Genomic DNA, 19842 nt, shown 5'->3' with positions numbered 1-19842 from the left:
AACTGTCGTCGGTGTTGCTAAACGCCGAGCGGCAATTATGATTATGTTTATTGATTGATCTGAAGAGTTTAGGCATGGAAAAAGAAAAAAAATCGAACGCTGAATTTGTTCCCCAGTTTCAACGCGCCTTTTTTCATCCGCGCTATTGGGGCGTTTGGTTAGGCGTTGGTGTGATGGCGCTCGCTGCCTATGTTCCCGCGCGATTAAGAAATCCGGTTCTGGGTGGGTTAGGGCGTTTTGTCGGGAAAATATCAAAAGGCGCACGCCGCCGTGCCCGCATTAATCTGCTGTATTGCATGCCGGAATTAACGGAAGCACAGCGCGAAGCTATCATCGATGACATGTTTGCGACGGCTCCTCAGTCGATGATCATGATGGTGGAAGTGGGAATTCGTAACCCGAAGAAAATCGAGAAATACGTTCGCTGGCATGGCGAAGACATTCTGGATCGCATTAAGGAACAAGAGAAGAACGTGATTTTTCTGGTTCCGCACGGTTGGGGGGTTGATATCCCCGCGATGCTGCTGACCTCACGCGGCCAGCGTATGGCGGCCATGTTCCACAACCAGAAGAATGCGCTGGTGGACTACTGGTGGAATCGGTTACGCCGTCGTTTTGGTGGCCGCATCCATGCTCGCAACGACGGCATTAAGCCGTTTATCAGCTCTGTGCGCTCTGGGTGTTGGGGCTATTATCTTCCCGATCAGGATCACGGCGCGGAGCACAGCGAATTCGTTGATTTCTTTGGAACCTATAAGGCGACGCTGCCTGCCGTCGGACGTCTGATGAAAGTGTGTCGCGCTGACATTGTGCCGTTGTTCCCAGTATATAACGCTAAAGACGGTTGTCTGGATGTGTATATTCGCCCGCCGATGGACGATTTGGCGGACGCGGATGATGCATACATTGCGCGGCGCATGAATGAAGAAGTGGAAATTCTGGTCAAACCGAATCCTGAGCAGTACACCTGGATTCTGAAATTGCTGAAAACCCGTAAGCCGGGTGAAATTGAACCGTACTGTCGGGATGATTTATACCGCGACTAGTTTATACGGTAGCTAGCAGTGGGCTGATAGGCCGCATAGATAAAAAGCCGGACGAGAAACCGTCCGGCTTTTTGCTATCACACTTTTTAGTCTCGCGCTTCGCGCTAGCACAACACCGCCCGCCAACTCAGTCGCGGACGGTTATAGCAACGATTATTCCACGCGCAGGATGCGGATCGTGTTGGTGGTGCCCACGGTACCCATGATGTCACCCTGTGTGACGATGACCAGATCCCCAGACATCAGGAACCCTTTATCGCGTAGCAGGATCACCGCATCATTGGCGGCAGCAACGCCGTCCGTGTAGCTGTCGAAATGCACGGGAGTGACGCCACGATACAGTGCGGTCAGATTCAGCGTGTGCTCATGACGAGACATTGCGAAAATTGGCAGACCGGAACTGATACGGGACATCATCAGGGCGGTACGACCAGATTCCGTCATGGCGATCAGCGCCGTAACCCCTTTCAGGTGGTTGGCGGCGTACATGGAAGACATCGCGATGGATTCTTCCGTGTTATCAAACTGTACGTCAAGACGGTGTTTGGAGACGTTGATGCTTGGGATCTTCTCCGCACCTAAACACACTTTCGCCATGGCCGCGACGGTTTCAGCCGGATATTGGCCCGCGGCGGTTTCTGCTGACAGCATCACGGCATCGGTGCCATCCAGCACGGCGTTGGCGACGTCCATCACCTCTGCACGCGTTGGCATCGGGTTGGTGATCATCGACTCCATCATCTGCGTGGCGGTAATGACCGCACGGTTCAGCTGACGAGCGCGACGGATCAACTTCTTCTGAATCCCTACCAGCTCTGGGTCGCCGATTTCAACGCCCAGATCTCCCCTCGCTACCATCACCACGTCGGAAGCCAGAATAATGTCATCCATGGCTGCATCTGAGCAGACGGCTTCGGCACGTTCAACTTTTGATACGATCTTGGCGTTACAGCCTGCATCGCGTGCGAGGCGGCGTGCGTAGTTGAGGTCTTCCCCGGTACGTGGGAAAGAGACAGCCAGATAGTCGACGCCAATTTTTGCGGCAGTAATAATGTCGGCTTTATCTTTTTCCGTCAGGGCTTCGGCAGACAGACCACCACCGAGTTTGTTGATGCCTTTGTTGTTAGACAGTGGTCCACCAACGGTGACTTCGGTGTAAACCTTGAGGCCTTCAACCTGAAGGACTTTCAGCTGTACGCGGCCGTCATCCAGTAACAGGATGTCGCCAGGCACCACATCGCTTGGCAAGCCTTTGTAATCGATCCCGACTTTTTCTTTATCGCCTTCGCCTTTCGCTAAATTGGCATCCAGCAAGAATTTGTCGCCGATATTCAGGAAAATTTTACCTTCTTTGAAGGTAGAAACGCGAATCTTTGGACCCTGTAGATCGCCAAGAATGGCAACGTGGCGGCCTAATTTAGCCGCAATTTCACGAACTTTGTTGGCACGTAATTGATGATCTTCTGCTGTGCCGTGAGAAAAATTCATGCGTACTACGTTAGCGCCCGCATTGATAATCTTTTCAAGATTATTATCGCGATCGGTAGCGGGCCCCAGGGTGGTGACAATCTTGGTTCTTCTGAGCCGTCTGGACATGTATAACTCCGTTCACTTGTGAAGCTGTAGTGTTGCGATTAAGCGTCGAATAACGGTGCAAAATGTCACTTTACAACAAAACTATTTCACCTGCGTTATCCGAACATCGTGTTGAGTCTGATTATCATACTGTACAGGTAATCCCCGCCATCTTTCCATGCCTGTAGTCTGTGGCCATATCAAGATGAAGCAGGTTGATGATACCGCTCATTTTCATTACCCATCATACTTCAAGTTGCATGTGTGTTGGCTGCGTTCAGTCACCCGAATCACTTACTTGAGTAAACTCATCGGGACTCACTCGCTTGCCGCCTGCCTGAAACTCGAATTATTTAGGGTATAAAATATAACTAAAAAACAAAGCACAATGTAAAACTTATCTATCACCTGAAGGGGTTAATCAGCCGCTCGTCTTTATCAAAGCGTGATTCACGTAGGGCCTCTTTGACCCGTTTCAGGTTATCACGAAATTTTTCCCCGCGGCGCAGCGTGAACCCAGTCGCCAGAACGTCGATCAACGTCAACTGAGCAATACGGGACACCATCGGCATGTAGACATCGGTATCTTCAGGCACATCAAGTCGCAAGGCCAGCGACGCTTCACGCGCCAGCGGCGTGCCATCCGAAGTGATGGCGATGACGGTCGCGTCGTTCTCGCGTGCCAACTGCGCCATTTCGACCAGACTTTTGGTTCTGCCTGTGTGGGAGATCAATACCACGACGTCGCCGTCGCTGGAGTTCATGCAACTCATGCGCTGCATGACGATATCGTCGAAATAAACGACGGGGATATTGAAGCGGAAAAATTTGTTCATCGCATCATGTGCGACAGCGGCGGAAGCGCCCAGGCCAAAGAACGAGATTTTCTTCGCCTGCGTCAGCAAATCCACGGCGCGGTTGACGGCAGTGACATCCAGACTGGATTTCACCTGCTCCAGACCAGCCATGGCGGATTCAAAAATTTTACTGGTATAGGCGTCAACGCTGTCATCTTCTTCAACGTTACGGTTCACATACGGTGTACCGTTTGCCAGACTTTGCGCCAGATGTAGTTTAAAATCGGGAAAACCTTTAGTTTCAAGGCGGCGACAGAAACGATTAACCGTTGGCTCGCTGACATCGGCCATTTTGGCTAAGGTCGCGATGCTGGAGTGAATGGCTGTCTGTGGCGTGCTCAGGATCACTTCAGCAACTTTTCTTTCTGATTTGCTCAAGAGCTCCAGGTGACTCTGGATTTTTTCCAGCATATTCATACGACAAAGGCCATGTAAGTTTTTTCCAATTTCAACTAAAGGTACACTGGCATGCATTACGTGAAAAAATACACGTCGTGAAAATATACTACGACCCTGTAGTGGTTGGCAGAGGGCAACATGCTAAGTTGGGTCCTTTTTTTGCCAGAACATGACATGTGTCTAACTTTCAGAAAAGTAATCGGCTGTCAGAAACGACGAAAAATTTCGCTTTAGGGCGAATGCATAAGTGACTTCAGCCACTGTACAGACCGATTTATGCATGGTTTTCAGTCAATACCGACCATTATTTGGCATTTTTATGATGGGTTTACTGGCTGTAGTCAAAAAGAGTACATTATCGCTGTAATAAAATTACAGCATCCTGCAACGAGGAGATGAACATGGCGGTAACTTCAACAGCCCAAGCGTGCGATCTGGTTATTTTCGGTGCTAAGGGCGATCTGGCACGCCGTAAATTGCTGCCTTCCCTTTATCAACTGGAAAAAGCAGGTCACATCCATGCGGACACCAGAATTATCGGTGTGGGCCGTGCGGATTGGGATAAAGCGGAGTATACCCGCGTCGTGCGCGAAGCGCTTGACACCTTTATGAAAGAAGCCATCGACGATAAGTTGTGGGAAACGCTAAGCAGTCGGCTGGATTTCTGCAATCTTGATGTGGAAGACACCAAAGCCTTCAACAAGCTGGGCAAGATGCTTGACCAGAAAAATCGTACCACAATCAACTATTTTGCCATGCCGCCGAGTACATTCGGTGCGATCTGCAAAGGGTTGGGAACCGCAGGGCTGAATAAAGAGCCAGCGCGTGTGGTCATGGAAAAACCGCTAGGTACCGATTTGGCGTCTTCTCGCGTCATTAACGATCAGGTCGCGGAATTCTTTAACGAGTGTCAGGTTTACCGCATCGACCACTATCTGGGTAAAGAAACCGTTCTAAACCTGCTGGCGCTGCGTTTTGCCAACTCGCTGTTCTCCTCAAACTGGGACAACCGGACGATCGACCATGTGCAGATCACGGTAGCCGAGGAAGTTGGGATTGAAGGGCGCTGGGGCTATTTTGATAAAGCCGGCCAGATGCGCGATATGATCCAGAACCACCTGTTACAGATTCTGACGATGATTGCGATGTCGCCGCCGTCTGATTTGACGACCGACCGCATCCGTGATGAAAAAGTGAAAGTGCTGCGTTCACTGCGTCGTATCGATCGCTCCAACGTGCATGAAACGACCGTTCGTGGCCAATACACGGCTGGTTTTGTTCAGGGACATAAAGTGCCGGGCTATCTGGAAGAAGAGGGCGCGAACAAAAGCAGCAGCACGGAAACTTTCGTCTCGATTCGCGTTGATATCGATGACTGGCGCTGGTCTGGCGTGCCGTTCTACCTGCGTACTGGTAAACGTCTGCCGACCAAATGTTCAGAAGTCGTCGTGTACTTTAAAAACCCGGCGCTGAACCTGTTCCATGATTCTTACCAACAACTGCCGCAGAACAAGCTGATCATTCGCTTGCAGCCGGATGAAGGTGTAGAAATCCAGATTCTGAACAAAATTCCGGGGCTAGAGCACAAACACCGCCTGCAAACGGTGAAACTAGATCTGAGTTTCTCGGAAACCTTTAATCAGCAGCATTTAGCGGATGCTTATGAGCGTCTGCTGCTGGAAACCATGCGTGGGATTCAGGCGCTGTTCGTCCGCCGTGATGAAGTTGAAGAAGCCTGGAAGTGGGTGGATTCCATCATGGATGCGTGGGCGATGGACAACGATGCACCGAAGCCGTATCAGGCCGGAAGCTGGGGGCCAGTGGCATCCGTGGCGATGATTACCCGCGATGGCCGTTCCTGGAATGAGTTTGAGTAATTTTTTGATAATACGTCAGTAATGGGGAGGCTGACCGAGGACGGTCGGCCTCCCACAGTTTTTAATGTATGGCTCACGGTGCGGTCGGACATCTGCGGCGACGCAGATCCCTGTGGCAGGGGCGCGCTATATAATTAATGGTGCCTTCGGGCATGACTGGAGATAACTTTTGATGAAAAACTGGAAAACGAGCGCGGAACAGATTTTGACAACGGGTCCCGTTGTTCCTGTGATTGTGGTCAACAAACTGGAACACGCAGTGCCGATGGCAAAAGCGTTAGTCGCGGGCGGCGTTCGCGTTCTGGAACTGACATTGCGTACCGACTGTGCCATCGAAGCGATTCGCGCGATTGCGAAAGAAGTACCGGAAGCCATCGTGGGCGCGGGTACGGTAACAAACCCTGAGCAACTGGCTGCGGTAGTTGAGGCGGGTGCGCAGTTTGCCATCAGCCCTGGCCTGACCGAGCCGCTGCTGAAAGCGGCGACGGAAGGCAACATCCCGTTGATCCCGGGTATCAGCACCGTATCTGAACTGATGCTGGGTATGGATTATGGCTTGCGTGAGTTCAAATTCTTCCCAGCTGAAGCTAACGGCGGCGTGAAAGCGCTTCAGGCGATCGGCGGTCCGTTTGCTCAGATCCGTTTCTGTCCAACCGGTGGCATTACACCGAATAACTACCGCGACTATCTGGCGCTGAAAAGCGTGCTGTGCGTGGGTGGTTCATGGCTGGTGCCGAACGACGCGCTGGAAAGCGGTGATTATGCACGTATTACGGAACTGGCTCGTGAAGCTGTTGCGGGTGCAAAAGCGTAAGTTTGCTCGTGACTGAATGACGAAGGCCACTCACTGCGAGTGGCCTTTTTTATGGCAGTGACGTCTTACTTCACCCCACCAGCAATAGAACGGTATCAGCCGCTGACTTTTACGCCCGCTGCAACGCGCTTAGCGATTGCCACAGCAGCATCTGTCGTTTCTGCACTGGCTAATGCGACACCCATACGGCGTTTGCCGCTGATATCCGGTTTACCAAACAGGCGAATTTGCGTATGAGGGATCAGAGCATTTTCCAGCCCCTGATAGCGCACGTTGTTGCTATCCAGTTCCGGTAAAATCACGGCGGAAGCCGATGCGCCATACTGACGAACCGCGCCAATTGGCAGCCCCAGGAAAGCTCGAACGTGCAGAGCAAACTCGGACAGATCCTGAGAAATCATCGTCACCATGCCGGTATCGTGCGGGCGAGGGGAGACTTCACTGAAAATAACCTCATCGCCGCAGACGAACAGCTCAACGCCGAACAGGCCATAGCCGCCGAGCGCTTTCACGACGTCGCTAGCCATCTTCTGTGCGCGTTCCTGCGCTAGCGCACTCATCTGCTGTGGCTGCCAGGATTCACGATAGTCGCCGTCTTCCTGTCGATGACCGATTGGCGCACAGAAATGAATGCCGTCAACCGCATGGATGGTTAGCAGAGTGATTTCGAAATCAAAATTAACCAGCCCTTCCACGATGACGCGGCCGCCGCCTGCTCGTCCACCCTGCTGGGCATAGTGCCACGCCTGATCTAACTGCTCAGCAGAACGAATCAGGCTTTGCCCTTTGCCAGAAGAACTCATAACCGGTTTAACAATACAGGGATAGCCAATCGCGTCTACCGCCTGACGAAAACTCTCTTCACTGTCGGCAAAACGGTAGGTTGAGGTAGGAACGCCGAGTGTTTCGGCAGCCAGACGACGGATACCTTCACGGTTCATTGTCAGGCGTGTTGCTTCAGCACAAGGAACAACATGGTGACCCTGCTTTTCCAGCGTCACCAGCATGTCGGTAGCGATGGCTTCAATTTCCGGCACGATGTAATCAGGGCGCTCGGCTTCAACCAACGCTTTTAATGCGTCGCCATCCAACATATTGATGACGTGGCTGCGATGCGCAACCTGCATGGCGGGGGCGTCGGCATAGCGATCGACCGCAATCACTTCGATTCCCAGGCGCTGACACTCAATCGCCACTTCTTTGCCTAATTCACCGGAGCCAAGCAGCATCACTCGTGTGGCATCCGCACGCAGGGCGGTTCCAATTGTTAACATAACCTTATACCTGATCGGGTTGTGAAAAATGGCCGCAGTATAAACGAAAACGTTTGCGTGCGCATTAAAGAGGGCGTGCAGTGGAATGCGGTGCGCAAAAGCGCACCAAGAGACAAGGACGTGGCTTGGCATTGCCGGGCAATCGTGCCACTCTTCTTGCAAAGCGAAAATTTTATGTCAAGACAACGAGATCCGACGCCATGAAGACACCGCAAGCTGAAAAAAGACCCCACGCACTAAGTACGCATGGCGATACGCGTATCGACAATTATTACTGGCTGCGTGATGACCAGCGTACCGATCCGCAGGTGTTGGACTATCTGAAGCAGGAAAACGCCTATAGCGAAGCCGTCATGGCACCTCATGACGCACGCAAACGGTCACTGTATGACGAAATGGTCAAACGGATTCCGTCGACGGATATGTCTGTGCCGTATGTCAGAAAAGGCTATCGCTACCAAAGTCGCTATGAGCAGGGTAAAGAGTACGCCATCTATCTGCGTCAACCTGAGCAGGCAACAGACGCATGGGAAACGCTGCTGGATGGGAATCAACGTGCGGAAGGGCATGAGTTTTATAGTCTCGGCACGCTTGAGGTTAGCCCTGACAACACGCTACTGGCGCTCTCGGAGGACTTTTTATCCCGTCGGCAGTACACGCTTCGTTTTCGCGATCTGAACAGCGGTGAGTGGCTACCGGATGTGATCGAAAATGTGACCGCAGGGGCGGAATGGTCGGCGGATTCGACGGTTCTGTATTACGTGCGCAAACATGAGAAAACGCTGTTGCCGTATCAGGTCTACAGACATCGCTTGGGTAGCGATCCGGCACAGGATGAGCTGGTTTATGAAGAGAAAGACGATACCTATTACGTTAGCCTGAGTAAGACAACATCAGAGCACTACATCACCATTTATCTCAGTAGTACCACGACGAGCGAGGTGTTATTACTCGACGCGACGCGCCCGGATGCGGTGCCGCAGGTATGCATTCCACGTCGAAAAGATCATGAATATGGTATCGATCACTATCAGGACTCGTTTTATCTGCGTTCCAATCGAGAGGGTAAAAATTTTGGCCTCTACCGTTCAGCTAAACCCGATGAGCAAACGCTGGAAACGCTGATTGCACCATGTGAAAACCGTGTGCTGGAGAGCTTTGAGCTTTTCCGTGATTGGCTGGTGGTTGAAGAAAGGGAACGCGGTTTGACTAGCTTACGCCAGATTCACTGGCATACGCAGGAAGAAAAAGCGATCACCTTTAATGATGCGAGCTATGTGACGTGGCTGTCGTACAACCCTACGCCAGAAACAGCATTGATGCGGTATGGCTATTCATCAATGACAACGCCCAGCACGCTGTATGAATTGAATCTGGATACGGGTGAACAGCAGTTACTTAAACAAGCCGAAGTGAAGGATTTCTCCCCAGATAATTACCGGAGCGAACGTTTGTGGATCACGGTTCGGGATGGCGTCGATGTGCCCGTTTCCCTCGTTTATCATCGCGACCATTTCAGCCCTGGTAAGAACCCGATACTGGTCTATGGCTATGGCGCTTATAGCCATAGTATGGATCCCGATTTTAGCGTTAGCCGTTTGAGCTTACTGGACAGAGGGTTCATTTTTGCCTTAACGCACATTCGTGGTGGCGGTGAGCTAGGCCAACAGTGGTATGACGATGGTCGCCTGCTCAATAAAATGCATTCCTTCACTGATTTCATCGATGTGTCTCAGGCATTGATAGAAAAAGGTTATGGCGACAGGGATAACATGTTCGCGATGGGGGGCAGTGCGGGCGGACTATTGATGGGCGCGGTAGTGAACATGGCTCCCGATCTATTTAAGGGCGTTGTTGCTCAGGTTCCCTTCGTTGATGTGTTGACGACAATGCTGGATGAGTCTATCCCGTTGACGACCGGAGAATATGACGAGTGGGGCGATCCTAATGAACAAATCTATTATGACTACATCAAGCAATATAGTCCCTATGACGGTATTACCGCGCAACGCTATCCGCATTTGCTGGTGACTACTGGGTTACACGACTCTCAGGTTCAGTATTGGGAACCTGCGAAGTGGGTGGCGAAATTACGGGAAGTTAAAACGGACGATCGTCTGGTGCTGCTATACACCGATATGGATGCGGGGCACGGTGGAAAATCCGGTCGTTTTAAACGCTATGATGATATTGCGTTGGAATATGCTTTTCTGTTGATGGTGCTTGAAATGGCTGAGGAAGCACACGAATAAGAGCTAACAACTGCGGTTATGAGGGTAAACCCGTTTTCGGGTTTACCCGATCGGCATGGCTCATTACTTAGATCACATCACAACTCAGGTAATATCTGCCTGCGGTTTCTTTGCCCTTTTATCAGCCCGTTTTTCGGCGGCCGTTTTCAGGGGCTTCTTCTTACTGTTCTTTTTGCTATCCAGACCTTTACTCATATCTTGCCTCGCGTGATAAAAGGGTAGGTTGCCACTCCATTAACCTCTTGTGCGGACCGATATGCAAGCAGAAAATCGTTTTTGCTGTGTAAGAATGTAACCCGTGGAAAGGGATGTTTTCCACGGCAAGGTAACCTTAGAGGGGAATCGCTATTTAGACTTGGGCTCGTAGGGTAAACGAGAGAACTGCAGTGAACGCTGGCGGTAAAACATCACGCGTTCGCGAAAGTAGTTACGCAAGTGCTCAGGTTGTTCTCTCTCAACGACCTCTGGAATGACCGGCATATTGTAACGCTCTTTGAAGGCAACGCCTGAGGCCGCCAAATCTACGTTAACTTTATCCATATCCTCTTTGGACAGTTCTGCCAGATTGTATCCCATACTGTTTTCTCCTGCCTACTGACCACAAATTGATGTGTGCCACGGTAAAGTAGCGACAGGAAAATGGCAAGTGTTCCCCTTAGCATGTGGATGTTTATTATTCTCATTATGAAATGGGAATCATTTTTAATACAGGTGTGCCATAAATGATATCGCTCGTGGTTGTTATTTTTGATAATAAAAACGATTCGCAATAATATATTTAAATCAAGGGTTAAATGATAATAAATATCAATCAATTAATATTTAAATTATTGATTGTTATGTGTTTTATTTTGATCGTCCATCAATGTTAATAAAGTGTTTTTTATTTTGTTTTTTCAGGCATAATGCCCTGAATAATTTCACCTGCCGGGAAAATAGGGAGTTAGCATGTTAAAAAAAGAAATGATTCAGAAGCTGAATGAGCAACTTAATCTGGAGTTTTATTCCGCGAATTTGTATCTGCAAATGAGCGCATGGTGCGGTGACAAAGGTTTTGAAGGCGCATCCAGTTTTCTGAAGACACATTCTCAGGAAGAAATGCAGCACATGCAGCGTCTGTTTGACTATTTGGACGACACCGGAAGCCTGCCTGTATTAGGCGCGATTGCTGCACCGCCGATTGATTTTGATTCACTGGCTGATGTCTTCAAACTGACCTATGAACACGAACAGCTAATTACAGCAAAAATTAATGAGCTGGCACATGAGGCGATGGCGCTGCAGGATTACTCCACATTTAACTTCCTGCAATGGTACGTTGCTGAGCAGCACGAAGAAGAGAAACTGTTCCGCTCTATTCTGGACAAACTGGCGTTAGTCAAAGCCAGCGAAGGCGGCCTGTTCTTCATCGATCAGGATCTGAAAAAAATGTCTATGGCGGCACCGTCAGCCTAACGGCAAACGACGCTTCTGTTGGCCAATGATTATTTGAATGACGCGGGATAACATTCTCCTTATCCCGCCATTTTTCCCCGCCGAACGACCCTTCTGCCTGACCCAAGCTAGCGATGTTATTCCTGAATTCCGCACTCGACTTCACCTCCCTCTGTCGCTATGATCGTCTCAGTAGCGATATACAACATTCTGTTTTATAAGGTTTGAGGCTGTCTTTCTCTGATTCGGATAAGACCGCAAAACTCACACACATCACTGTCTGAATACGCGATGTCGGGAATACCATGATGAAGAAATTTTTGCTATCTATCGTGCTTACCTCACTTTCTGTGAATGCTTTTGCTGCCGCTAAACTGGCAAATGTCAGCCGGTTTGAATACGGCGATCGCTGGGCTTTCACGCGTGAAGAAGTTCAACTGATTTGCCGCCCTGGCAATGCGCTGTATGCCTTACATACCGGGACGCTGATGCAATATCCGCTAAACGATGTTGCGATTGCGCAAATGAAATCTGGGCAGGTGAGCGCGCAGCCGATAGACGCGATCCGGCTGGATGACCCTAAGCATCCCGGACAGAAAAAAAGCCTTCAGCCCTTTATCGAACGTGCAGAGCAGCTGTGTCAGCCAGATGCTAAACCATGAAGTGATTGATTTAATTATCAATGTTAAATAATTATTTCTTTGTGGTTAAGATAAAGTGTGAAACATGTTCCATTTGTGATGATTGCGAATAGGTTAAGGCTGGAAAACGCGGGGGAGTTGGCTAAGCTTAACTCTACAGGGCTAGTACAGCTTGTATAAATGCCAACTTTTAGCGCACGGCTCTCCCAAGAGCCATTTCCCTAGACTGAATACAGGAATCGTGTTCAGTCTTTTTTTATGCATTTGATTTTTAAGTGTTTATTTTTTATTTTTACGAAAATCCACGAAGTTATATATACGGTCTTTTATAAATAAACGTACTCCTTCCCTCGCGTATCCAGATATTTCTCTGTCATTTTTGCTGATTTGTGACCCAGTAACTTCTGAGCAAATTCCTTTCCGCGTTCTTTCTCATACAGCCAGACGTAGTAGTTCTGCTGATGGGTGAGCGTGGTCTACCTCACTTAGAGCGGTATTGATGTAGAGCGGCATATCACCAATGCTGGCTGGTGCGTTGCGGATCAGTGAAAAATGGCGGCGCGTGAGTAATCCAGAATGCCTGGGATTTTCCGTAACCGCTGGCCACAGTCTCTCCATAGCGGTTCACTGTGTTCCATAATCCCTTTAGCCTTCCTGTGTTCTGGCCCCTGTATATTGTATATATCGAACCCTTTTGATAGCAGCGCCAGCGCAATTTCAATATCCAGAGTATCGAGAGTGTGTTTATAGTCAGTGCTGCGATCTGTCGGTTTATCGCCACCAGCATTAGCCCCTGTGGCTTATTACATCAATGATGGGTTGTCTACGCTCGGCTGGGACTCGAATTTTGCGTCGATGGGAAGTGTGTTCATCGGTTTCCTCGGTATTGACTACACCAGCTCTATTCTTCGCCGCGTTGTTGGTAGCAAGACTGGCAGCAATAACTCGCAGGTTGATTCAAGTCACAGGTGCGACGAACTACATGCATTGTGGTGCGGTATTAGGTTTGGACTTGACTGCCAAACCAGAGCTATTAGAACAGGATATTTATGCGATGCGTTCTGCCGCATGGCTCTGGAATTCACACGTACCGTTTACGTGCCAGCGCAATGCACACCGTTGCCAGCGGAACTAACACAGCCACTGCTGGTGCCTCTACCTCCCCCTGCCGATTAACATACGGACAGGCCGTTTACTGGATTGACCCGTTACTAACAACACTCGACAAGGCGCTAAATCAACTAGCTGGGGTGAGAGAGATAGAGACAGTAAGGGTACAGTCGTCACAAAAATGAAAAGGATTATCCAAAATCTCTAATGAATGGAGTTGTTTTGAAATGTTTTACCTCGATATTAAATTTGCACCTAACTTGGGGGCGACTCAATTGAGGCTACACGAATGAAAGATGGAATTTATTTTGTAGAATTTATCAGCAACAACAACGCAGTAGGTCAAGGGACGGTTGTAGTAAATGGTGATACGGTTAATGGTGGCGACTTTGGCTTTACATATCAAGGTCGCGTGCATGGAAATCGACTGGATTTGAACGTGTTTCAGCACAACCCTCAAGCTGTTAACGTGCTGGGTGTTAACAATTACACCATGGAGCTAGCCATCTTGGATAACCCAGGTGGTTTTGTGCTGGATGGTGCAGTTAAAGGTGCACCTCATGCACGTTTGCAAGTTCGGGCGAAATTTATCGGCGATTTGATATAAGCCTGAGTAATGATTAAACCGCCTGCGGGCGGTTTTTTATTTGACTGGAGAAAAGAACATGAAGTAGCAGCGTGGATAGACCGCCCGTATAAGTCGCAGTCATGATGCGACCCCAAGTCTCTCTGATAGCCAGATGCAGGTCCGAACTGCAACACACGCTGGTGAGGGTTAATAAAGAAGATGTGTACCGGTAAAGCAGCGCGAATGCCAGACGTGCACCGGTTATTAGCGGCTACTGAGCGATAGAGACTCATGGGCATGGACGTGGCCACTGCGGAGTGTGGCAGGCATCACAGTTGTTATACAGTAATAGAGCTTAGAAGGTGCTAGATTATACTCACAAACAAAAAGAGGTGTGAGTATGAAAATAGATCATGAGTATTTAAAAGGACTTCTTGAGGCTTTTGAGGCATCCGGCCAACCGCAAACGGATGTAAATGAATTACAGCAAGCAGGGTATGACTGCAACACAAATACATTTTTATTTCATATGCGCCTGTTAGACGATCGTAATTTGATTGCTAGAACTGATGGAGAATATGGATTCGGTTTTTTTGAGTCCGTTGATGGTGGCGGTTCGTGGGCCGCTTTACCTTTGCGTCTTACAGCCAATGGTCATGATTTTCTTGAGGCGATTCGTAATAAAGAAGTTTGGAATACTGTCAAAACAGGATTCAAAGATGCCAGTATAGGAACCATCGTCGATGTATCAAAACGCTTATTTGATGGATACCTCCAGAAAAAGATAGACGGAATTCTCGGATCTTAATTTTTACTTTGAGCATTGATTTTTCTCACCTAGCCTCGTAATTTTAGGCTTTTATGTTTTGTAGGAGCGGTCAAGTAGGCATTACAGCAGGCATTACAGCAGGCATTCACTGAGTGCCTGTGGTAATGCTTGAAAAGAAGAATGTCGTGATGGGATTCTGAATGCCAAAAAACAGGAGGGCATCATGCATACAGTCGAAGATTCGGAGTTTGAAAAGATAGTGCAAGCGTTAAAGGCAGGTCCTGACGATATCGCTCACAGGTCCGCAGTGGAGATTGGATTCAGGTGGCTCGAAGAGCATGAAGTTGAATTTTTGAAGCTCACAGATGGGCAGGAAAAAACACTGAAAGAATCCTTATCCGCCCTAGTGTAAATTTATATTGCACATCACAAAGCCCACTTTAATGATTTTCGCGAAAATGCGGGCACAGAATGTCACCCGCAGGAAGATGACTAGTTAGTAATCGTCGTCCTCATCAGGTTCGCACTCGAACTCTGGGTCGTATTCTACCTCAACACCTTCAGGCAGCCCTGAAACTCCACTGCTACTTGTATCGTGGAACGGGGAGTCACCTACTTCAACGCTCACATCCCAAGTTACAATAGAGTCATCAACCAAAGTTGCCCCAAATTTGTATGCCCATGTATCGGTATCTTCCTTGAAACTTCGGCCAGCGATTTTAACAGGATCGCCAACTTGTTCAATTTCAGCTTGGTAGCTTTCACCTTCAAAGGTGTATTCGAAATCACCGTCAGGTTTTATGGAAAAAGACATAGTAATCCCTTTTATTAGAGCCAACGAATGTGAAGGCCTTAAGTTGATGAGGGTTCCTTGGCACAAAATCAAGGGGGCTACCTCGCAAAGAACTCAATTTTTTAATTCTGAGGGATTATCATGGCAAAACCCGACTGGAGCGAGCTTCAGCAACGGTTCCTGTCCGATCATGCTAAAATCGGCATTTCCCCCAAAGACTGGTGTGAAGCGCAGGAACTGAATTACGCATCTGCCCGTCGTTACATCAAGAAGCCAACTGCTGCACGAAGTGCGCAAAAAACTGCGCAGAAAAAACTGCGCACTGCGCAACTCAAAGAGCGTGCGAAAAAATCAATTCTTCAAATTGAAAATCAAATTGATTCGAATTGCCCGTTAATTGAAAGCGCGGACGATAACTGGACGCTAAACCCTGATGAATACGGGCTTAACGATATGCAGGCTCGATTCGTTAACGAGTACCTTAAAGACCTAAACCGAGTCGCCGCATACAAGCGGGCAGGGTATCGTTGTCATCTAAAACGCAGATTGTCGTTCCGTGATAGTTAATGATTTCCATTTTTACACCCGAAATTTTCCCGTCCATGTCCGAAAAATATAGCATGTGTTTGATTTCAAAGGATAGTATTTTAGATGGGTTTTTAATCAAGTATATTATTTAAATTGTTATATTTCAATGCGTTGATTGTTTTTTTGGCGACTAAAGGAATCGTGTTCAGTCTTTTTTTTGCTTCAAAAAATCAATACGAGAAATAATGCATCTAGCCTTCCATGTCTTTGGCTTACCCTGCACTTTGTATGTGCGCATAAAATAGTACAGGTGGAATCTCATATGACCGCTGTTTTTCTGGTGTACCGGTTGGCGATTCTTGCCAATTAAGGTGTTGAGATGAGACGAATTTCGTCTCTGTGGGCCTTTTAAAGGTTTTTTAAAATAAATGCTTGCTAAAGATATTGATACATGAGTTAATGACTCGTCGGTTTGATTCGCAGACGTAAAAAGCAGTTTAGTAAAGCAGTTCTCATTTCAAAGTGTTATCCATAGATATCCCTTCTTTTGAGCCTCCTTATCGTTGCTAATTAAATTCTGTGCACAGGCCCTATTTGCCGGAAGGCGCTATACAAATTAAGGTAATTTCTATGTCTAATAAAATGACTGGTTTAGTAAAATGGTTTGACGCTGGTAAAGGTTTTGGTTTCATTACTCCTGACAACGGCAGCAAAGATGTATTCGTACATTTCTCTGCTATTCAGAGCAACGATTTCAAAACTCTGGACGAAGGCCAAAAGGTTGAGTTCACTATTGAAAATGGCCAGAAAGGCCCATCAGCTGGCAACGTTGTCGCGCTGTAATAGCCAAATGAATTAATGTTTCTCTTGCGGTAGCGATGATGGTTTAATCCGGAGCAGTCAAGAAAAGCACTCAGAACCCCTAGCGTAAAGCTAGGGGTTTTTGTTTATTTATATCTCATAGCAGTTTGCTGCATTTTATGTTCAGAACCCAGCCGCTTATATTGCTTTATTCCTAATCATCCGTAAGCGTTCAGCTTTATTAACTGCTGCATAGCGAACGAACAGAATTCCTCTACCTTTGTTATAAAATGCCTTTTATCACAATCTCATCGACAGGTTCATATCCCGTTTATAGCCGTTATCGACTAAATTGATAGAACACGACGTAACGGGAGGAAACGATGACTGAGAAAAATACGGGCACTAAACACAAGGATGAAAATGACCATCCAGCAAAAGATGCACCTAAAGATCAGGGGGAGATTCCGCGTAAACGTGATGACAGCAAGGATGATGTCGATGATCCGTTTGATGCGAATAAGGATTAATAGGTTGGCGACAGGCTTCTGTCGCCAATATGTAGCGAAAAATTAGTGCGCTTTAGGCGCGACGGTAACCGATGAATCGGGGGTGAAGTAATCACTATCATCCACAATCGGAATATAAATCCTGACCCATTCAGTCCCTTCAACCATCTCCCAACTATGTCCTTCTCCCTGCGTATCGGCGGCAATCAAGACTGTCCCTGGAGAAAGCAGAAAAGTGGAACCATCGCTAACCCGAAATTTCAACGTGCCTTTCAGCGTGATGACATATTGTTTGCGCGGTGCCGGGTGAACGTTCATCTCCCACGCTTCCGTGGAATTACTGAGCCAAAATTTTTGTGCAGTGATTTTTTCCAGAGCGGGTACGCTGCCTGTTACGAAGGCCGAGTGATTATCTGGCGTATTGATCAGTTTGATGGCCGGTATCCGGGTTTCCTCTATCTGAGTCGAAGAGGACGTTGCGGAATAAGCCGTAACGGAAAACCATAATCCGGCAAGCGCCAGAAGAAAACGCGATGTCTTTTTCATTTAAATAAAATCCATATTATCTATGCCCGATAAGCAGGCAACCCTATATATGTCAGCCGTCTCTGTGTACGCCTTACAACGTCGGGGATGGTACTGCTGGGGGAGATCCTTCACCAGATGGTTAAAGCAATCGCACTGATTGGTATCTTGCTTGATTTGTTTATATTTTATTCGCTCCAGTTCCGCAGTAGGATGAAATCGGTGAAGCGTAAATCAGTAGATGAAGGGAAGAGAGATGCAGATTTCAGTCAGCCGTCTGATGGCGACGACGCAAGGCGTATTGCAAAAAGCAGGATGTGAAGAAAACGAAGCCCGAATTGTCACTGAACATCTCGTGGCTGCAAACCTGAAAGGGCATGACAGCCACGGTGTAGGGATGTTGCCACACTATGTGGCGTTTATCGAGAAAGGCATCATGCACCCGAATACGCCCGCGCGTTTAGTACGTGACAGCGGGGCGGTGCTGCAATTTACCGGCGATCGCGGTTTTGGTCAGCGTACGGGTAAAGAAGCAATGCAGGCGGCTATTGAGCGGGTGAAAACGACGGGCGTGTGTTTAATGACGCTGTCGTCTACCTGCCACTTGGGACGCATCGGCACCTATGGGGAAATGGCGGCGGACGCCGGACTCGTATCGATACACTTCGTCAACGTTAACGATCTCGACCCGATTGTAGCCCCGTGGTGTGGCAGCGAAGCCCGTTTCGGGACGAACCCTATCTGCATTGCGTTCCCGCCAACGGAGCATAACGCGGCCTTTGTTCTGGATTTCGCCACCAGCGTGGTTGCGCTGGGGAAAACCCGCGTCGCGTATCTGGCAGGCAAAACGTTTGATGAAGAGGTCATGTTGGATTGTCACGGTGCTTCCACTAACGATCCGAAAGTCATGTGGGAAGGTGAAAATCACGGTGCCTTGAAACCCATTGCGAAACATAAAGGCGGTGGGTTGATTTTAGCGGCTGAAATGCTGGCGGGGTTGTTGTCGGGCGGCGGAACGATTCAACCGGAGAACACACGTCAGGGGGCGATAGTGAATAACATGACGACGATTGTTATCGATCCCGCCAGTATGGTTTCTATGGCGTGGTTGCAGAAAGAATATGATGCGATGCTGGATTACGTTCGCACTTCAACGGCTCCCGATCCGACACAGCCTATTTTAATCGCTGGTGAACCAGAACGTATTTCGCAGGCGCAACGTAGCGCAGACGGTATTTATTTGTCCGATCAGGAGTGGCAGAAAATCGTGGAGGCGGGAGTTTCTTTGGGGATGAATCCGGCCGAGTTCACGTTAATAGCATAATATTATTCAGGAGAAGACAATAATCGGGAGACTAAACGGATGCGGGGATGGGTAATAGTTGTGGCGATATTAGGAGCCTTAGTGGCTCTGGCACCCTGGATCCAGCGTCAACTCCCGCCCGGTTACGATCCTTTCTCTCCACTGTCCGTTGACGATCCACCCACGTTTATTACTCGGCTGAAAATGAAGTCTGTCGCCAACGATCCTGAGGCCTGTCTGGCAATATTAAAGCAGGCGCAGGAAAACGGGCGACTGCGATTCTCCGAGGCCAATGATATCAGTGGGCAATGTCCGGTAGCATCGCCCGTGCGGGTACAAGGCTTTGGCTCGGTCACGCTCAGTTCCAGTTTTCTTGCCAGTTGCCCACTGGCGCTGAGTAGCACCATGTTTGTGGCACAGGTCGCAGTGCCGCAGGCACAATCTCTTGGCACGTCGCTGACGCGTATCGACCATATGGGTAGCTACGCCTGTCGGAATATCTACCATCGACCGGAAGGGCGATTGAGCGAGCATGCGACGGCAGACGCGTGGGATATTGCCGCTTTTCGTCTCTCTGACGGTCGGCAGGTTAGCGTCCTGAATCAGTGGTCGACAACGGACGATCGCGGTAGCTATTTGCGTACCACATTCAGGGAAAGCTGTCGTTTTTTCGGTAACGCGCTGGGGCCGGAATATAACGCCGCACATGCTAATCACTTTCACTTTGGCATGCGCGGTTTTGGCGTGTGTCGATGAAGATACTCAGG

At 48.7% G+C, this 19842-nt stretch carries 20 protein-coding genes and 2 pseudogenes; 15 read left to right on the top strand and 7 right to left on the bottom strand.

Translation table 11 applies throughout. The features are described from left to right. Window positions 1-74 precede the first annotated feature (74 nt). Window positions 75-1046 (top strand): lauroyl-Kdo(2)-lipid IV(A) myristoyltransferase, encoded by a 972-nt coding sequence (gene lpxM, locus QWJ20_RS01340; protein ID WP_174870478.1) that lies wholly within the window; start codon window positions 75-77, stop codon window positions 1044-1046. A 153-nt stretch (window positions 1047-1199) separates the two neighbouring features. On the opposite strand, the gene pyk is transcribed toward lpxM, so the two are convergent. Together pyk and QWJ20_RS01330 are read right to left on the bottom strand one after the other, a co-directional pair. Further along, window positions 1200-2642 carry a pyruvate kinase gene (pyk, locus tag QWJ20_RS01335; RefSeq protein WP_011094029.1) on the bottom strand — a complete coding sequence of 481 codons (1443 nt, stop codon included), beginning with the start codon at window positions 2640-2642 and terminating at the stop codon, window positions 1200-1202. A gap of 383 nt (window positions 2643-3025) precedes the next feature. Then, window positions 3026-3895 carry a MurR/RpiR family transcriptional regulator gene (locus QWJ20_RS01330; RefSeq protein WP_010275858.1) on the bottom strand — a complete coding sequence of 290 codons (870 nt, stop codon included), beginning with the start codon at window positions 3893-3895 and terminating at the stop codon, window positions 3026-3028. A gap of 383 nt (window positions 3896-4278) precedes the next feature. Here QWJ20_RS01330 and zwf point away from each other — a divergent pair, with 383 nt between their 5' ends. Together zwf and QWJ20_RS01320 are read left to right on the top strand one after the other, a co-directional pair. Then, window positions 4279-5754 carry a glucose-6-phosphate dehydrogenase gene (gene zwf / locus QWJ20_RS01325; RefSeq protein ID WP_039480464.1) on the top strand — a complete coding sequence of 492 codons (1476 nt, stop codon included), beginning with the start codon at window positions 4279-4281 and terminating at the stop codon, window positions 5752-5754. 172 nt (window positions 5755-5926) lie between these two features. Then, the gene (locus QWJ20_RS01320; RefSeq protein ID WP_039480467.1) at window positions 5927-6568 is read left to right on the top strand and encodes a bifunctional 4-hydroxy-2-oxoglutarate aldolase/2-dehydro-3-deoxy-phosphogluconate aldolase; all 642 of its coding nucleotides are present in this window, start codon (window positions 5927-5929) and stop codon (window positions 6566-6568) included. Between the two features lie 95 nt (window positions 6569-6663). On the opposite strand, the gene purT is transcribed toward QWJ20_RS01320, so the two are convergent. Further along, window positions 6664-7842 carry a formate-dependent phosphoribosylglycinamide formyltransferase gene (gene purT, locus QWJ20_RS01315; RefSeq protein WP_433991675.1) on the bottom strand — a complete coding sequence of 393 codons (1179 nt, stop codon included), beginning with the start codon at window positions 7840-7842 and terminating at the stop codon, window positions 6664-6666. 200 nt (window positions 7843-8042) lie between these two features. On the opposite strand from purT, the gene QWJ20_RS01310 reads away from it, so the two are divergent. Beyond that, window positions 8043-10094 carry a S9 family peptidase gene (locus tag QWJ20_RS01310; RefSeq protein WP_433991674.1) on the top strand — a complete coding sequence of 684 codons (2052 nt, stop codon included), beginning with the start codon at window positions 8043-8045 and terminating at the stop codon, window positions 10092-10094. A gap of 345 nt (window positions 10095-10439) precedes the next feature. On the opposite strand, the gene QWJ20_RS01305 is transcribed toward QWJ20_RS01310, so the two are convergent. Continuing rightward, the gene (locus QWJ20_RS01305; RefSeq protein ID WP_109412437.1) at window positions 10440-10670 is read right to left on the bottom strand and encodes a DNA polymerase III subunit theta; all 231 of its coding nucleotides are present in this window, start codon (window positions 10668-10670) and stop codon (window positions 10440-10442) included. Window positions 10671-11042: 372 nt separating this feature from the next. Here QWJ20_RS01305 and ftnA point away from each other — a divergent pair, with 372 nt between their 5' ends. Continuing rightward, window positions 11043-11549, top strand: a complete 507-nt coding sequence (gene ftnA, locus QWJ20_RS01300) for a non-heme ferritin (protein ID WP_039480733.1) — start codon at window positions 11043-11045, stop codon at window positions 11547-11549. Window positions 11550-11833: 284 nt separating this feature from the next. After that, a complete protein-coding gene (locus QWJ20_RS01295; protein ID WP_103860827.1) occupies window positions 11834-12190 on the top strand; it encodes a YebY family protein in 357 nt (118 codons plus the stop codon). 305 nt (window positions 12191-12495) lie between these two features. Here QWJ20_RS01295 and QWJ20_RS01290 read toward each other — a convergent pair. Next, window positions 12496-12609: pseudogene (locus tag QWJ20_RS01290) on the bottom strand (tyrosine-type recombinase/integrase); the annotation flags it as partial. A 313-nt stretch (window positions 12610-12922) separates the two neighbouring features. On the opposite strand from QWJ20_RS01290, the gene QWJ20_RS01285 reads away from it, so the two are divergent. The 4 genes from QWJ20_RS01285 (at window position 12923) to QWJ20_RS01270 (ending at window position 15028) form a co-directional block, all read left to right on the top strand. Then, window positions 12923-13345 (top strand): phage holin family protein, encoded by a 423-nt coding sequence (locus QWJ20_RS01285; RefSeq protein WP_433991673.1) that lies wholly within the window; start codon window positions 12923-12925, stop codon window positions 13343-13345. A 223-nt stretch (window positions 13346-13568) separates the two neighbouring features. Continuing rightward, window positions 13569-13886 (top strand): GrlR family regulatory protein, encoded by a 318-nt coding sequence (locus QWJ20_RS01280; protein WP_433991672.1) that lies wholly within the window; start codon window positions 13569-13571, stop codon window positions 13884-13886. A 361-nt stretch (window positions 13887-14247) separates the two neighbouring features. Then, entirely contained in the window at window positions 14248-14655 is a 408-nt protein-coding gene (locus QWJ20_RS01275) for a DUF2513 domain-containing protein (protein WP_433991671.1), read from the top strand. A gap of 184 nt (window positions 14656-14839) precedes the next feature. Continuing rightward, window positions 14840-15028 (top strand): hypothetical protein, encoded by a 189-nt coding sequence (locus QWJ20_RS01270; protein WP_433991670.1) that lies wholly within the window; start codon window positions 14840-14842, stop codon window positions 15026-15028. A gap of 84 nt (window positions 15029-15112) precedes the next feature. Here the strand turns inward: QWJ20_RS01270 and QWJ20_RS01265 are convergent, their stop codons facing one another. Beyond that, a complete protein-coding gene (locus QWJ20_RS01265; RefSeq protein ID WP_433991669.1) occupies window positions 15113-15430 on the bottom strand; it encodes a hypothetical protein in 318 nt (105 codons plus the stop codon). Window positions 15431-15550: 120 nt separating this feature from the next. Between QWJ20_RS01265 and QWJ20_RS01260 the strand changes: the two are divergent. The 3 genes and pseudogenes from QWJ20_RS01260 to QWJ20_RS01250 all read left to right on the top strand — a co-directional run. Next, a pseudogene (locus QWJ20_RS01260) lies at window positions 15551-15937 on the top strand (terminase small subunit); the annotation flags it as partial. Between the two features lie 630 nt (window positions 15938-16567). Then, window positions 16568-16780, top strand: coding sequence for a transcription antiterminator/RNA stability regulator CspE (gene cspE, locus QWJ20_RS01255; RefSeq protein WP_005967874.1), 213 nt, complete (start codon window positions 16568-16570; stop codon window positions 16778-16780). 341 nt (window positions 16781-17121) lie between these two features. Next, window positions 17122-17268: a hypothetical protein gene (locus QWJ20_RS01250; RefSeq protein WP_174868278.1), complete on the top strand. Its 147-nt coding sequence runs from the start codon at window positions 17122-17124 to the stop codon at window positions 17266-17268. A gap of 42 nt (window positions 17269-17310) precedes the next feature. Here QWJ20_RS01250 and QWJ20_RS01245 read toward each other — a convergent pair whose 3' ends face one another. Further along, a complete protein-coding gene (locus tag QWJ20_RS01245) occupies window positions 17311-17793 on the bottom strand; it encodes a hypothetical protein (protein WP_433991668.1) in 483 nt (160 codons plus the stop codon). A gap of 235 nt (window positions 17794-18028) precedes the next feature. Between QWJ20_RS01245 and QWJ20_RS01240 the strand changes: the two genes are divergently transcribed. Further along, window positions 18029-19096, top strand: coding sequence for a malate/lactate/ureidoglycolate dehydrogenase (locus QWJ20_RS01240; RefSeq protein ID WP_275243258.1), 1068 nt, complete (start codon window positions 18029-18031; stop codon window positions 19094-19096). Between the two features lie 39 nt (window positions 19097-19135). Beyond that, window positions 19136-19831: an extensin-like domain-containing protein gene (locus QWJ20_RS01235; RefSeq protein WP_433991667.1), complete on the top strand. Its 696-nt coding sequence runs from the start codon at window positions 19136-19138 to the stop codon at window positions 19829-19831. Window positions 19832-19842 lie beyond the last annotated feature (11 nt).

The sequence above is a fragment of the Pectobacterium sp. S5 genome, assembly GCF_051707265.1.
Taxonomy (GTDB): Bacteria; Pseudomonadota; Gammaproteobacteria; order Enterobacterales; family Enterobacteriaceae; genus Pectobacterium; species Pectobacterium polare.
The sequence above is the reverse complement of the archived record's forward strand: the minus strand, read 5'-3'. Positions and strand labels throughout refer to the sequence as shown.

What these genes read in the sequence shown, in the direction of transcription:
- zwf (WP_039480464.1), top strand. Translation starts at nt 4,279, where the DNA reads ATGGCGGTAACTTCAACAGCCCAAGCGTGCGATCTGGTTATTTTCGGT.
- QWJ20_RS01310 (WP_433991674.1), top strand. Translation starts at nt 8,043, where the DNA reads ATGAAGACACCGCAAGCTGAAAAAAGACCCCACGCACTAAGTACGCAT.
- lpxM (WP_174870478.1), top strand. Translation starts at nt 75, where the DNA reads ATGGAAAAAGAAAAAAAATCGAACGCTGAATTTGTTCCCCAGTTTCAA.
- QWJ20_RS01295 (WP_103860827.1), top strand. Translation starts at nt 11,834, where the DNA reads ATGATGAAGAAATTTTTGCTATCTATCGTGCTTACCTCACTTTCTGTG.
- QWJ20_RS01330 (WP_010275858.1), bottom strand. Translation starts at nt 3,895, where the DNA reads ATGAATATGCTGGAAAAAATCCAGAGTCACCTGGAGCTCTTGAGCAAA.
- QWJ20_RS01305 (WP_109412437.1), bottom strand. Translation starts at nt 10,670, where the DNA reads ATGGGATACAATCTGGCAGAACTGTCCAAAGAGGATATGGATAAAGTT.
- pyk (WP_011094029.1), bottom strand. Translation starts at nt 2,642, where the DNA reads ATGTCCAGACGGCTCAGAAGAACCAAGATTGTCACCACCCTGGGGCCC.
- QWJ20_RS01280 (WP_433991672.1), top strand. Translation starts at nt 13,569, where the DNA reads ATGAAAGATGGAATTTATTTTGTAGAATTTATCAGCAACAACAACGCA.
- QWJ20_RS01320 (WP_039480467.1), top strand. Translation starts at nt 5,927, where the DNA reads ATGAAAAACTGGAAAACGAGCGCGGAACAGATTTTGACAACGGGTCCC.
- QWJ20_RS01240 (WP_275243258.1), top strand. Translation starts at nt 18,029, where the DNA reads ATGCAGATTTCAGTCAGCCGTCTGATGGCGACGACGCAAGGCGTATTG.
- QWJ20_RS01275 (WP_433991671.1), top strand. Translation starts at nt 14,248, where the DNA reads ATGAAAATAGATCATGAGTATTTAAAAGGACTTCTTGAGGCTTTTGAG.
- QWJ20_RS01235 (WP_433991667.1), top strand. Translation starts at nt 19,136, where the DNA reads ATGCGGGGATGGGTAATAGTTGTGGCGATATTAGGAGCCTTAGTGGCT.
- ftnA (WP_039480733.1), top strand. Translation starts at nt 11,043, where the DNA reads ATGTTAAAAAAAGAAATGATTCAGAAGCTGAATGAGCAACTTAATCTG.
- QWJ20_RS01245 (WP_433991668.1), bottom strand. Translation starts at nt 17,793, where the DNA reads ATGAAAAAGACATCGCGTTTTCTTCTGGCGCTTGCCGGATTATGGTTT.
- QWJ20_RS01265 (WP_433991669.1), bottom strand. Translation starts at nt 15,430, where the DNA reads ATGTCTTTTTCCATAAAACCTGACGGTGATTTCGAATACACCTTTGAA.
- QWJ20_RS01270 (WP_433991670.1), top strand. Translation starts at nt 14,840, where the DNA reads ATGCATACAGTCGAAGATTCGGAGTTTGAAAAGATAGTGCAAGCGTTA.
- cspE (WP_005967874.1), top strand. Translation starts at nt 16,568, where the DNA reads ATGTCTAATAAAATGACTGGTTTAGTAAAATGGTTTGACGCTGGTAAA.
- QWJ20_RS01250 (WP_174868278.1), top strand. Translation starts at nt 17,122, where the DNA reads ATGACTGAGAAAAATACGGGCACTAAACACAAGGATGAAAATGACCAT.
- purT (WP_433991675.1), bottom strand. Translation starts at nt 7,842, where the DNA reads ATGTTAACAATTGGAACCGCCCTGCGTGCGGATGCCACACGAGTGATG.